The organism is Paenibacillus wulumuqiensis (assembly GCF_000971965.1).
Classification (GTDB): domain Bacteria; phylum Bacillota; class Bacilli; order Paenibacillales; family Paenibacillaceae; genus Saccharibacillus; species Saccharibacillus wulumuqiensis.
On record NZ_LAQP01000001.1, the window covers coordinates 61,543 to 75,483 of the forward strand.

11 protein-coding genes are annotated in these 13,941 nt (G+C 47.1%); 10 read left to right on the plus strand and 1 reads right to left on the minus strand.

Annotated features, from left to right (window positions below):
• Positions 1-134: 134 nt before the first annotated feature.
• Entirely contained in the window at positions 135-863 is a 729-nt protein-coding gene (locus tag WH45_RS08540) for an alpha/beta hydrolase (protein ID WP_046213978.1), read from the minus strand.
• 250 nt (positions 864-1,113) lie between these two features.
• Here WH45_RS08540 and pdhA point away from each other — a divergent pair, with 250 nt between their 5' ends.
• The 10 genes from pdhA to WH45_RS08580 all read left to right on the plus strand — a co-directional run bounded on the left by pdhA (position 1,114) and on the right by WH45_RS08580 (position 13,907).
• Positions 1,114-2,181 carry a pyruvate dehydrogenase (acetyl-transferring) E1 component subunit alpha gene (gene pdhA / locus WH45_RS08545; protein ID WP_046213979.1) on the plus strand — a complete coding sequence of 356 codons (1,068 nt, stop codon included), beginning with the start codon at positions 1,114-1,116 and terminating at the stop codon, positions 2,179-2,181.
• An 86-nt stretch (positions 2,182-2,267) separates the two neighbouring features.
• Complete coding sequence (locus WH45_RS08550; RefSeq protein ID WP_046213980.1) at positions 2,268-3,245, plus strand: alpha-ketoacid dehydrogenase subunit beta; 978 nt, start codon at positions 2,268-2,270, stop codon at positions 3,243-3,245.
• A 242-nt stretch (positions 3,246-3,487) separates the two neighbouring features.
• The gene (locus tag WH45_RS08555) at positions 3,488-4,846 is read left to right on the plus strand and encodes a dihydrolipoamide acetyltransferase family protein (protein WP_046213981.1); all 1,359 of its coding nucleotides are present in this window, start codon (positions 3,488-3,490) and stop codon (positions 4,844-4,846) included.
• A 4-nt stretch (positions 4,847-4,850) separates the two neighbouring features.
• Positions 4,851-6,275, plus strand: a complete 1,425-nt coding sequence (lpdA, locus tag WH45_RS08560; RefSeq protein ID WP_046213982.1) for a dihydrolipoyl dehydrogenase — start codon at positions 4,851-4,853, stop codon at positions 6,273-6,275.
• Between the two features lie 381 nt (positions 6,276-6,656).
• A complete protein-coding gene (rpmG, locus tag WH45_RS23110) occupies positions 6,657-6,806 on the plus strand; it encodes a 50S ribosomal protein L33 (RefSeq protein ID WP_081604078.1) in 150 nt (49 codons plus the stop codon).
• A gap of 322 nt (positions 6,807-7,128) precedes the next feature.
• Positions 7,129-7,923, plus strand: a complete 795-nt coding sequence (gene thyA / locus WH45_RS08565; protein ID WP_046213983.1) for a thymidylate synthase — start codon at positions 7,129-7,131, stop codon at positions 7,921-7,923.
• 332 nt (positions 7,924-8,255) lie between these two features.
• Positions 8,256-8,744, plus strand: coding sequence for a dihydrofolate reductase (locus tag WH45_RS08570; protein ID WP_046213984.1), 489 nt, complete (start codon positions 8,256-8,258; stop codon positions 8,742-8,744).
• 588 nt (positions 8,745-9,332) lie between these two features.
• Positions 9,333-10,820 carry a glutamate synthase subunit beta gene (locus WH45_RS08575; RefSeq protein WP_046213985.1) on the plus strand — a complete coding sequence of 496 codons (1,488 nt, stop codon included), beginning with the start codon at positions 9,333-9,335 and terminating at the stop codon, positions 10,818-10,820.
• Positions 10,821-10,875: 55 nt separating this feature from the next.
• Positions 10,876-11,028 carry a hypothetical protein gene (locus tag WH45_RS23575; protein ID WP_156075154.1) on the plus strand — a complete coding sequence of 51 codons (153 nt, stop codon included), beginning with the start codon at positions 10,876-10,878 and terminating at the stop codon, positions 11,026-11,028.
• A 560-nt stretch (positions 11,029-11,588) separates the two neighbouring features.
• On the plus strand, positions 11,589-13,907 hold the full coding sequence (locus WH45_RS08580; RefSeq protein WP_046213986.1) for a type IA DNA topoisomerase: 2,319 nt from the start codon (positions 11,589-11,591) through the stop codon (positions 13,905-13,907).
• Positions 13,908-13,941: the final 34 nt, after the last annotated feature.

Genomic DNA, 13,941 nt, shown 5'->3' on the forward strand with positions numbered 1-13,941 from the left:
ATCACTCCCTGAAATGAAAAGAGAAGCAGCAATCTATTGATTTGTAAGCGTAAACATCAGCTTTCTCCGTTTGAAGCTTCTCTTTTTAATGTAATAAGTAGTGACAGATCATGCAGCCTGGTTACTACAGATGATTATTGAAGGAAGTATTTTAGGGCAGCAGGTAATTCTTTTTGCCAGAATCCCCACAGATGTTTTCCGTCTTTCTCAGCATAACGGACGGTCGCGCCGCGTTCAAGCAGCAAATCACGAGTGGCGCGATTGAGCTCAACAAAGTCATAGACGCCGGTATCACTCTGGAAATCGGTTTCCTGCAGACCGACGATCATGAATACGTTAAGCGCTGACAAATCCTTTTCGGCAGCAATCAGAGCGCGGCTTTCTTTATAATAGGCCCCGGACAGGCTGATGATCTGGCTGAACAGCTCCGGATAGAGAAGGGCGATATGCATGGAGACACTGCCACCAAGAGAGTCACCGGCAAGAATGCGCTGATCGGGTGTGCGGCGAACGGGATACTTTTGTTCCACATAAGGAATGATTTCTTCGGCAAAGCAGGCGGTATATGCTGCAAAGCGGCTGCCGAACGGAGCATATTCCTGCGTACGGATCTTGGTGTTCACTTCGACACCTACAATAATGAAAGGTTCGATATTGTCATCGAGTATAAGTTCATTCGCATAGGTGGCAATTCGGCCAAAGTTGAAAAACTCTTCGCCATCCTGGCAATACACAACCGGATAGCTGAGAAGTTCATTATAACCAGGTGGAAGGTAGATGCGCAGCGTGCGTGATTCGCCGAGATGGCGGCTCTCAATTTCTTCCTTTAATATCGTTCTTTTCAAGTAACGGGAATCTGTCATAGTGATCACCTTTTCGTTAGAATTTTTGCAATGAAACCAACAATGGGTTAAGATTAAGTCGTGTGATTTTAAGACATTCTATTTTGAAATGGTTCAACTGTTATACAAAATTGAATAACCTGTTATACATACAACGACACGGCTGCCTTATTAATTTCAATGTATGCTTTGACGAACGGAGTAGAACAGGTGTATAATAATTCTATAACAGCGGAACATGATATTCAAATTTTTTATTGAGGTGAATAAAATGAGCAAGGTTCCATATGAAGTTTACACGGAAGAAGTGGAAGCACTTTCCGTTCTCTCCCCAGAAGGCAAAATTGTCAACCCTGACAAAATGCCTGATCTGACTGATGATCAATTGAAAGAAATTATGTACCGTATGGTATTTACACGCACTTGGGATGACCGTGCTGTTAACCTGGGTCGTCAAGGACGCCTTGGTTTCTATGCTCCGGTATCCGGGCAAGAAGCTACAATGGTTGGTAGCGTATACGCGCTGGACAAGGAAGATTTCGTATGTCCTGGTTACCGCGATATGCCGCAGCTGGTATGGCATGGTCTGCCACTGTATCAAGCATTCCTGTATTCCCGTGGACATCAAGAAGGCGGACGCATCCCTGAGGGTGTTAACGTTCTGATGCCACAGATCATCATTGGTGCACAAATCCTGCATGCAATGGGTCTGGCAATGGGTTACAAACTGAAAAAACAAAAACAGGTTGTTATCGCCTACACAGGTGATGGCGGTTCTTCCGAAGGTGACTTCTACGAAGGCATGAACTTCGCAGGTGCTTACAAACTGCCTGTTATCTTCTTTGTACAAAACAATGGTTACGCCATCACAACTCCATTTGCAAAACAAACAGCTGCACTGTCCATCGCTCACAAAGCAGTTTCCGCTGGTATCAAAGGTGTGCAAATCGATGGTATGGACGTATTCGCTGTTATCACAGCCGTTCGTGAAGCTGCTGAACGCGCTCGTAACGGTGAAGGCGCTACATTGATCGAAGCTCTGACTTACCGTTTCCGTCCGCACTCCATGTCGGATGATACAAGCAAATACCGTACCAAAGACGAAGAAGGTATCTGGAGCGAGAAAGATCCTATCGCTCGTCTGGCAAAATACCTGGCTGAAAAAGGTCTGTGGTCTGATGAAGATACAGAACGCGTAAGAGAAGAAGCCAAAGCAAAAGTAAACGAAGAGATCAAAAAAGCCGAGAAAACAGAGAAAATGACTGTTACCGGTCTGATCGACAGTATGTTCGAAACAACACCTCATGATCTGGAAGAGCAAAAAGCAGATTTCCAATAAGAGGTTTCTGAAGTGATAGTATGATCGCAGCACATCCTTGATGCGTGAACATGAACAGTGAAATGTTTAAGGAGGAAATGAAGCAAATGGCACAAATGAATATGAAAGAAGCGATTCGCGACGCAATCCGCGTTGAGATGAAAAATGACCCTAACGTGCTCATTTTTGGTGAAGACGTAGGTAAAGTCGGCGGTGTATTCCGTGCGACAGAAGGTCTGCAAGCAGAGTTTGGCGAGGAGCGTGTATTCGATACTCCTCTGGCTGAGTCCGCAATCGGCGGTCTGGCATTCGGTCTGGGTATCCAGGGCTTCCGTCCAATCGCAGAGATCCAGTTCGTAGGTTTTATCTTTGAAGCATTGGATCAAATGGCGATTCAGGCAGCACGTCTGCGTTACCGTTCCGGCGGTCGTTACAATGCACCAATCGTATTCCGTACACCTTACGGCGGCGGCGTTAAAGCGGCTGAGCTGCACACTGACGACCTGTCCGGTCTGCTGGCTCAGACTCCGGGTATCAAAGTGGTTATCCCTTCGAACCCTTACGATGCAAAAGGCCTGATGGTTGCTGCAATCCGTGAAAACGATCCGGTATTCTTCATGGAGCATCTTAACTTGTACCACGCATTCCGTGCAGAAGTACCGGAAGAAGCTTACACTGTAGAAATCGGTAAAGCCAACGTAGTACGCGAAGGTTCCGATGTAACAATTATCGGTTACGGCATGACTGTTCATACAGCTACCAAAGCTGCTGATCAGCTGGCAGAACAAGGGATCAATGCGGAAATCATTGACCTGCGTACACTGAGCCCGATCGATATCGATACAATCGTAACTTCCGTGAAGAAAACAAACCGCGTAATTATGGTTCAGGAAGCTCAAAAGAGCGCTGGCGTAGCTGCAGAAGTAATCGCTCAGATCAACGAAAAAGCGATTCTGCACCTGGAAGCTCCAGTACTGCGTGTATGCCCGCCGGATACAATCTATCCGTTCGCTCAAATCGAGGACGCATGGCTGCCAACGCCACAGCGCGTTATCGATGCGGTTAACAAAGTAATGAACTTCTAAGATAACTTTTTATCTTGGAAATGCATGAATGAATTAAACGTTCAAGGCTCAAGAGGCGGTTTGCATGATTGTGTTCTACTTTTCAATATCCGACCCGGGAGTGTTGTTGGAAAGTGGAATACTCTTCTACGGACGCCTTTTGGCTTTGATCATATGAGAATACAGAAATACTTATCAGACGTTGTTGAAGGCATGGCTGTTCGAAGTCTCGTTCAACAATTTTAATCAGGGAGGTTTTGCAAGTGGCAAGATTCGTATATAAATTTCCAGAGCTTGGTGAAGGTTTGCACGAAGGCGAAATCATCAAAATGCACATTAAACCGGGTGACAAAGTAACAGACGACAGCATCATTATGGAAGTACAAAATGATAAAGCTGTAGTTGAAGTACCTTGTCCAGTAGATGGAACTGTAGTAGAAGTATTGACTAAAGACGGCCAGGTTTGCCACGTAGGCGAAACGGTAGCAATCATCGATGCGGAAGGCGACCTGCCTGATCAAGATGAAGAGCCGGCTGAACAAAGTGCTCCTGAGCAGAAGAGCGGACAGGAAACAGATGCTAATATCGGTAATGTAGATACGCATTCTTCCCCTGCATCTTCCAGCCCGACAGAAGCAAAAGAAGGACAAGTAACCAACGCTTCCACACCAGCTGCACCTAACAAAGATGTACTGGCTACACCAAGCGTTCGCAAATTTGCACGTGAGCAAGGTGTTGACCTGTCCCAAGTAACAGGCAGCGGCAGCAATGGCAAAATCACTCGTGAAGATGTAGAATCCTTCAAACAAGGTGGCGGCCAGGCTTCCGGTACTACCCAAGCGGCAGCAGCTGATGAAAAAGCAGCAGCACCTGTAGCTTCTGCAGCAGCTCCATCTTCCGCATCCACAGCATCTGCTGGTGGCGACGAAGAGCGTGTACCTTTCAAAGGTATCCGTAAAGTTATCGCTAACGCTATGGTTAAATCCGCATACACAGCTCCACACGTAACGATCATGGACGAAGTTGACGTTACTGAACTGGTAGCTTTCCGTACTCGCATGAAACCACTGGCTGAAAAACGCGGTACAAAAGTAACTTATCTGCCATTCATCGTAAAAGCACTGGTGTCCGCGGCTCGTCAATTCCCGGCTCTGAATGCTTCCATCGACGAAAAAACAGAAGAAATTGTCTACAAAAAACACTATGACATCGGTATTGCTACAGATACGCCTAACGGCCTGATCGTACCGGTTGTTAAAGACGCTGACCGTAAGAGCATCTTCATGATCGCTGATACCATCAACGATCTGGCTGTTCGTGGACGTGACGGCAAACTGGCAGCTAACGAGATGAGAGGCAGCACAATCTCGATCTCCAACATCGGTTCTGCCGGCGGTATGTTCTTTACTCCAATCATCAACTTCCCTGAAGTTGCGATCCTGGGTACTGGCCGTATCAGCGAAAAAGCAGTAATCAAAAACGGTGAAGTGGTAGCAGCACCAGTAATGGCACTGTCCCTGAGCTTTGACCACCGTATCATCGACGGCGCAACAGCACAACACTTTATGAACCATATCAAATCACTGCTCGGCAACCCTGAGCTGTTAACTATGGAGGTGTAATTCAATGGTAGTAGGAGATGCTTCTATCGATATTGAAACGTTGGTAATTGGTGCGGGACCTGGTGGCTATGTAGCCGCCATCCGCGCTGCTCAACTGGGACAAAAAGTCCTGATCGTTGATAAATCCGAACTTGGCGGCGTGTGTCTGAACCGTGGTTGTATTCCTTCCAAAGCCCTGATCGCTGCAGCTCATCATTTTGAATCTGCACAGCACGGCGAAGGTTTCGGCGTAACTGTAGGCGACGTAAAAGTTGACTTTGCCAAAACTCAAGAGTTCAAAAACGGCGTTGTTAAAAAAATGACCAGTGGTGTTACTGGCCTGCTGAAAGGTAACAAAGTGGATGTATTCCACGGCGAATGCATGTTCATCAACCAGAACGAAGCGCGTCTGTTCAATGATCATGAATCTCCTCGTTACCGTTTCAAAAACTGCATCATCGCTACCGGTTCACGCCCAATCGAACTGAAAGCATTCCCGTTTGGCGGTCGCATTCTGTCTTCCACAGAAGCACTGAACCTGCCGGAAATCCCTAAATCCATGATCGTTATCGGTGGTGGATACATCGGTGCCGAGCTGAGCCAAATGTATGCCAAATTCGGTACTAAAATTACAATCATTGAAGGTCTGGATACCATCCTGCCAGGCTTCGATAAAGATATGACTTCCCTGGTAGCCAAAAACATGAAGAAATCCGGTGCGGAAATCTTCACAAACGCGAAAGCGGAAAGTGCTACTCAAACAGAAAATGACGTTACAGTGAAATTCACTGTAGACGGCAAAGAGCAAGAAGTAACTGCAGACTATCTGCTGGTTACTGTTGGACGTCGTCCAAACACTGACGGCGAACTGGGTCTGGATCTGATCGATCTGGAACTGACTGATCGCGGTCTGGTAAAAATCGACCATCAGGGACGCACTAACATCCCGCACATCTATGCAATCGGTGATATCGTTGAAGGTCCGGCACTGGCACACAAAGCTTCCTACGAAGCTAAAGTGGTAGCTGAAGTTATCTCCGGTATGCCTTCCGTTATCGATTACAAATGTGTACCAGCTGTAGCATTCACTGATCCTGAATGTGCAAGCGTTGGTCTGACTGAAACTGAAGCAAAAGCCAAAGGATACAAAGTATCCGCTGGTAAATTCCCTTACGCTGGTAACGGCCGTGCAACTTCCCTAAACAACACAGAAGGCTTCGTGAAAATCGTAGCTGATGAAGCAACAGGCGTTGTACTGGGCAGCCAGATCGTAGGTCTGGAATCTTCCAACATGATCGCTGAAATGGGTCTGGCTATCGAAATGGGCGCGACACTGGAAGATCTGGCACTGACTATCCATGCGCATCCAACACTGGGTGAGATCGTTATGGAAGCAGCTGAGCTGGTTATGGGTCATCCGATCCACGTTATCGCTCCGCGCAAAAAATAAGTATTGATTTGAACAAGTCAGCCCGTATTAGCCATTAATCGCAGCTTAGTTGTACCACTTGTTGTACCTGATTTCCTCATTGCGGGCTGATTATGATATCAGATGCTTATATCAAAGCCGCCGGAGAGCTCCTGGCGGCTTTTGATATGCCATAAAATTGTGGCGAATGAATATTTCGGTGAAATGTGAATACATGTTCGCAAAAACAGCTTGGATTTCATTCCAGTATGTGATAAAATTAATAAGGCATTTCAATTAATGTTTGCGGATTATTAACTGACTATACAGTTCCAATAAATCTCAGTTGAACATTTATTGTAATTAAGGTAAATTAGTATAGTTGAATAATTTTTGATTACCAATGAAGTGAGGTGAATTCACATGCGCGTTATCGTTACTATGGCATGCACAGAGACTGGCGATCGTAACTACACTACAACCAAGAACAAACGGAACCATCCGGAGCGTCTTGAGCTGAAAAAATATTGCCCACGTCTGAAGAAATACACGCTTCACCGCGAAACTCGTTAATTCGGAATTAGCGTGTGAGATAAACACCCGGCTATGTAGCATAGCCGGGTGTTTATTTTTATTTTGCCATTTTACCGAATGCTTTTCCTTATTTTGATTTCTTCTCAGTGGTTCATCTGTGTTACAATATTGCAAGTGAACTTAAACTGAATTTGGCTGTATCGTAGGGATGATTATGTATAATGGAAACTGCAAAAAGAGTGCCTGAGATCAAGGCACGGTTATAACGTCATGTGACGATATCCTCATAAGGTTAGCAGTTGTACATAATGAAATCTTCAAGATTCAGTCAAGACAAGTCGTATGAATGAGGTGTAAATTAATGAAAGCATATTTGGAATTGCTGCAGGATATTATGGATCATGGAGTGGAAAAGGGAGATCGTACCGGTACAGGAACCATCTCCGTATTCGGACGGCAGATGCGTATCAATCTGCAGGAGGGATTTCCCCTGCTGACGACCAAGCGTCTGCACACCCGGTCCATTATCCATGAACTGCTCTGGTTCCTGAGCGGGAATACGAATATTACGTATCTGCGGGAAAATGGCGTAACGATCTGGGATGAGTGGGCCGATGAAGAAGGCAATCTGGGACGCGTATACGGCTCCCAGTGGAGAGAATGGCGCGGTCCTGGCGGCGAAGTGATTGACCAGATCTCTTCCGTGATCGAGCAGATCAAGAGCAATCCGGATTCACGCCGTCATATCGTGAATGCATGGAATGCAGCAGAAGTCGATCATATGGCACTGCCTCCATGTCATTATGCGTTTCAATTCTACGTAGCAGAAGGCAAGCTGTCCTGCATGTTCCAGATGCGGTCGGTGGATACCTTCCTGGGGCTGCCATTTAATCTGGCTTCCTACGCGTTGCTGACACATATGGTGGCCCAGCAGTGTGACCTGGAAGTGGGCGATCTGATCTGGACCGGTGGAGATGTACACATTTACAATAATCATCTGGAGCAGGTGAAGCTGCAGCTTACACGTGAGCCCTATCCGCTGCCGCAGCTGCGTATCGAGCGCAAGCCGGATTCGATTTTTGATTACAAGTTTGAAGATTTCCAGTTTGAAAATTATGAATATCATCCGGGGATCAAGGCACCGATTGCCATCTAAGCTCGTCGGTTACACAATTGAATAACAGCATCATCCATTCCGGAGACTGGTTTTTAGGATAGACGGCAGCTGTGATAGGCAGCGGTTGAGCAATTCCCATTAAAACCATCTCCGGATTTTATTATCCAGCATAAATAGGTAGCTGATCAAATTTATGAATAGCCTTTTATAAAACATTTGATATCTTGCTTTTTGACGGATAATCAGTTAATACATTAGGACAAACATTCGTGAAATATTACAAGAAGTTGATGCAGAATGATAGGTTTTAATGATATGATATAGAATAAACCTATCTGGATGAATATCCGGATGATAGGAGGACAGCCACAATGACAATTACACTCATATGGGCGCAGGCACGCCAGGGCGTTATCGGCAAGGACAACGACATGCCCTGGAAGCTGCCCAGAGATATGGCTTATTTCAAACAGCAGACACAGCAAAAGACGATTGTCATGGGGCGCAAAACATGGAATTCCTTTGGTTCCAAGCCGCTGCCAAACCGCCGAAATATTATTTTGACTCGTGATACAGCGTTTGAAGCTGAACAAGCTGAGGTAGTGCATTCGGTAGAGGAAGCACTGCGGCTCGCTGGAGCGGAAGAGGAAGTAATGATTATCGGCGGCTCACAGATTTACAAGGAATTTCTGAGCCATGCGGATCGTCTGCTCGTAACCCGAATTGAACATGATTTCGAGGGAGATACGTATTTTCCTGAAGTGGATTGGTCGACATGGGAACTGGTGAATACGATACCAGGTGTTCGTGATGAGAAAAATGATTATGATTACCGGTTTGAAGAGTATCGCCGCGTATAATTTGCACGAATGCACGAATGCACGAATGCACGAATGCACGAATGCACGAATGCACGAATGCACGAATGCACGAATGCACTTCCAATGTTCGAATGTGTGAGTGAATAGGTGTATGTAGTACAATTGCGATTCAGCAGTAAAGGAATCATCAGGTATAGAGGGACCGTAGGCTTTGGAAATGCTTGTTTTATAATTAAAAATGCATAAATATAACGTAAAGTTTATATACTTTCTGCATAGTGGTGGGTTTAAACAGGAAGACAGCTTTTTGCGATAGCAGCCGAAACAGCTGCATTCATACAGAGAATGACTTTTATATATTGCAAAAAGGACGGTTTCCTTTTGTTATCAGAAGGGAATATGCTTGTCCAGTAAGCCTAATATTATGCAGAAAAAGTGAAAGTAACAGAAAAGTTATTGCAAGATGTTTCACCACGGTGTAATCTCTATGTAAAAAGTACAAATAATCATGCGCTTAATCCATTTGTGATTCAATTGTCTCAATGCTACTCTTGAAAATAAACTTACGGCAAGCTGGTGATCGAAAGAAACTCGGCATCGTATAGAACGGATGGGGGAACTGTTAATATGTCTACACCTACTGGATTTATGGAATACAAAAGACAAATTCCCGCGGATCGCGATCCGCTTGAACGCGTAAAAGACTGGGAAGAATTCCATAAGCATATGTCTGAAGACGAACTGCGTACGCAGGGTGCACGATGTATGGACTGCGGAACACCGTACTGTCATACAGGTATGAATATGGCAGGGTCCACCTTTGGCTGCCCTGTTCATAACCTGATTCCCGAGTGGAATAATCTGGTTTACCGTGGTCTGTGGAAAGAAGCGCTTGAACGCCTCCACAAGACAAATAATTTTCCCGAGTTTACCGGCCGCATCTGTCCGGCTCCATGTGAAGGTTCCTGTACAGTTGGCTTGATCGGCCAGCCGGTAACCATCAAGACGATTGAAGAATCCATTATTGAACGCGGATTTGCCGAAGGCTGGGTTGTTCCCGAGCCGCCGGAGAAGCGTACAGGACGCCGCGTCGCTGTGATCGGATCTGGTCCGGCAGGACTCGCATGTGCTGCACAGCTCAACAAGGCAGGTCATTCGGTTACTGTGTACGAGCGTTCCGATCGTGTCGGTGGATTGCTCACTTATGGTATTCCGAGCATGAAGCTGGATAAGCAGATTGTAGAGCGTCGTGTGAACCTGCTCCGAGAAGAAGGTATCGAGTTTATTACGAGCACCGAGATTGGTAAAGACATCCCGGCTCAGCAGCTGGTAGACGATTATGATGCGGTCGTGCTTTGCGGCGGTGCAACCAAACCGCGTGAATTCAATATCGAAGGCAGTCAGCTAAACGGTGTGATTTATGCCATGGATTACCTGAATGGCACCATCAAGAGCTATCTGGACAGCAATCTGGAAGATGGCAATTACATTTCATCTACAGACAAAGATGTAATTGTTATTGGTGGCGGAGATACCGGTTCCGACTGTGTAGCGACTTCGCTGCGCCACGGCTGCCGCAGTGTTACCCAATTCGGTACACACGACAAGGCCCCATTGGAACGCGATCCAATCGCCAACCCTTGGCCGCAGTTCCCTAATGTCTACACACTGGACTATGCACAGGAAGAAGCCAAAGCTATTTTTGGCAGCGATCCGCGTGAATTCTCCATCATGACCACCAAGTTTGTCGGTGATGAAAATGGTAACCTGAAAGAACTTCACACGATCCAGATCCAGCGTATTGTTGATGAAACCGGACGTAAAATCTATCAGCCGATTCCAGGTACAGAGCGCGTATTCCCGGCAGATATTGCCCTGATCGCGATCGGCTTTGATGGACCGGAACAGACACTGGCTCAGCAGCTCGGTCTCGAAACCGACCGCTGGACCAATGTTAAAGCCCGTTACGGCAAATACAACACAAACGTCGATAAAGTATTCGCAGCCGGCGATATGCGCCGCGGCCAGAGCCTGGTCGTCTGGGCAATCAACGAAGGACGCGAAGCTGCGCGTGAAGTGGATAAATATTTGATGGGTGCAACTGTACTGGTCTAAGCTTGCTTTGACGGACAGAAGCCATATACTTTACGACGTATGGACGTATGGACGTATGGACGTATGGACGTATGGACGTATGGACGTATGGACGTATGGACGTATGGACGTATGGACGTATGGACGTATGGACGTATGGACGTATGGACGTATGGACGTATGGACGTATGGACGTATGGCAGCAGCTATGAACTATGAATACGTATGAATAAAAAAGTATGCAAGAAATAGATAAGAAAAAGGCTGCACTATTAGGTGCAGTCCTTTTTTTGCAGACAAATGATGAGAGAGGGAGTAATCATTCAGATTGCAACAATGCACATAACGGAAGAAAGGAAATAATGGTAAAGGACGACCTTTAAGCCTAGAGATTCGCCTTGCTATAACCTGTTCAGAATCTCCAGGCTTAACCGGAGGACGTACCATTATTCCTTTCTGAAGTGGATGATGCCTTCCTCCCCAAACTGCAAAAAGCTGTACGACAAAACGATATCCTTCTAATCCAAACGATCATGCAATCCTCCCAGCTTAATCGTTAAACTTCTATCAGAGAGTCCAGAACAAGCATTCTACTGTCGAATTCTAAAACACATTATGCTATAATACAAATGAGTAATACGTACGTGAGAAAGGGGGCTGCACTCCAGAGTGTAGCTCCTTTTTTGCCGAAATATTGAAAACTAAGACTTTGCCAACAAAGACAACAACAAAACAACATCCAAGCGTATTCAAAATGATGGTAGTCCATTCCCGGAAAGGAATGAAAGCATGAAAATCTTAGTAGTTGCAGAAAAACCGGATATGGGACGTAATATCGCTGCTGTTATTGAACCAAAAGCACGTAACCAGCGGACTCATCTCGAAGGGGATCAGTACATTATCACCTGGGCGATCGGTCATTTGATCGGTCTGGCAGAACCTGATGCCTATGATCCCAAATATAAAAAGTGGAACTTCAAGGATCTGCCGATCATTCCGGATCAGTTCAAAATCGTACCCAATCCACGTACCAAAGATCAGCTCAAGGTAATTGGCGAGCTGGCCAAGCGTTGTGATCGCATCGTCAACGCCTGTGATGCCGGGCGGGAAGGGCAGCATATCTTTGCCCTGATCCAGCGCCAGCTGAAGCTGCGTCAGCCGGTCAAGCGGCTGTGGATTTCGGACCTGACAGCAGAAAGTATACGCAAAGGATTTGATCAGCTGCGGGACAGCAGTGAATTTGAGAATCTAACCCGAGCGGCGCGGGCACGTAGTGAGGCGGATTGGCTGATCGGAATGAATGCTTCACGCGCCTTTACGACCAAGCATAATAATCTGCTGTCGGTTGGACGCGTACAGACGCCGGTACTGGCACTAATCTATGATCGGCAAAAGGAAATCGAAGCGTTTGATTCCCAGACTTTTTATGAAGTGAGAGCCAGCTTCAAGCAAAAGGATAAAACGTATGAAGGGGTATGGCAGGGAGATCGGATCACCGACAAAGCCAAAGGCGAAGCGATCGCAGACAAAGTGAAAGGCAAGGAAGGCCGGATTACGAAGTACGATATTCGCGAAAGCAAGGAATATCCGTATAAATTGTACGATCTTACCCTGCTGCAGCGGGATGCCAATGCGAAGTTCGGCTACTCTGCCAAAAAGACGCTGGACGTAGCCCAAGCGCTGTATGAGCGTCATAAAGTCATTAGCTATCCGCGTACCAACTCCAACTATGTTACCGAGCAAAATATCGACGGCATGCATAAAGTGCTCGGGATGCTCAAAAATACGCCGTATGAAGAACTGGCAGGCGGCGCAGATGGCAAGCGGGTACATGTGAACAACAAAGCGGTCTGCAATCCGAGCAAGGTGGAAGATCATCACGCCATTTTGCCTACACTCAAAAAGCCGGGTACACTGAGCAAGGAAGAGCAGCAGCTCTATGATCTGATCGTACGTCGCTTTCTTGCACAATTCTATCCGCCTGCAGAGTACAAGCATCATACCGTCATGACCGTGGTCGAGCAGGAGACGTTCAAGACGGCAGTCAAAGAACTGTTGTTCCTCGGCTGGAAGGTAACGCTGCCGGATAAGGACAAAGCCAAAGGCAAATCCTCTGCCCGCAAAAATTCGGACAAGGAAGAAGATCAGGAAGAAGAGGTCCAGGAGCCATTTGTTATAGACAGCCAGCTGCCTGTCCTCTGCCGCAAAGCGGATGTAAAGGAAAAAGCGACACAGCCGCCGAAGCCGTACACCGAGGGTACATTGCTCAAAGCGATGGAAAGCGCCGGCAAGCAGATCGAAAATGAAGAACTGCGCGACGCGATGAAAGAGTCTGGTCTTGGTACACCGGCGACACGTGCCGCGACGATCGAGCGTCTCAAGCAGGTCGGTTACGTGACCGCCAGCGGCAAAAAGATTGAGCTTACTCTCAAAGGCCGGGCTGCGATCGAACTGATTCGCGCTGCCGGGGTAGAACTGCTGACTTCTCCGGAGATGACAGGGCAGTGGGAACGCCGGCTCAACCAGATTTCCCGGGGCGAAGCCGATCCGGACCGTTTTCTGGAAAGTGTCAAAAAGTTCGCCGTCTCTGTTATTGATAAAGTAAGCACGCAGCTTCCCGCAGCCGCCGGCGCATTCGGCGATGAAGGCAGCCGCTCCAGAGGTAAAGGGAAACGCAGCGTGGGAGCTGCACCCAGCCGTACACGTACATCGTCCGCATCAGCAGCGGGCAAGAGCAGTTCGGCATCCAGCGGAAGCAGCCGTCGTACATCTTCGAGTGGAGCAACGGCAACTGCAGAGCAGAAAGTATCGCTCGGCGCAGCCGGTGACCATGCAGCGCTGGGCAAATGTCCATGCAGCGGCTGCGGCGGTATCATCATCGAGGGCCGCAAAGGCTATGGCTGTTCCCATTTCAAACAGGGCTGCAAGTTTGTCATCTGGAAAGAATATGTTGGCAAAAATATCTCTGTTACGATGCTGAAAGCCCTGCTCGAAAAAGGAGAGACCCAGGTGCTCTCGTTCAAGAAAGGCGGACAAACGCACAAGGGGAGAATCAAGCTGGCTGAGCGGGAGACCGGCAAGCTGATGGTGGAAGCAGTGCATTCTTGATCCCTGCCGTCCTGCAGAGATCAGAATGCATAAA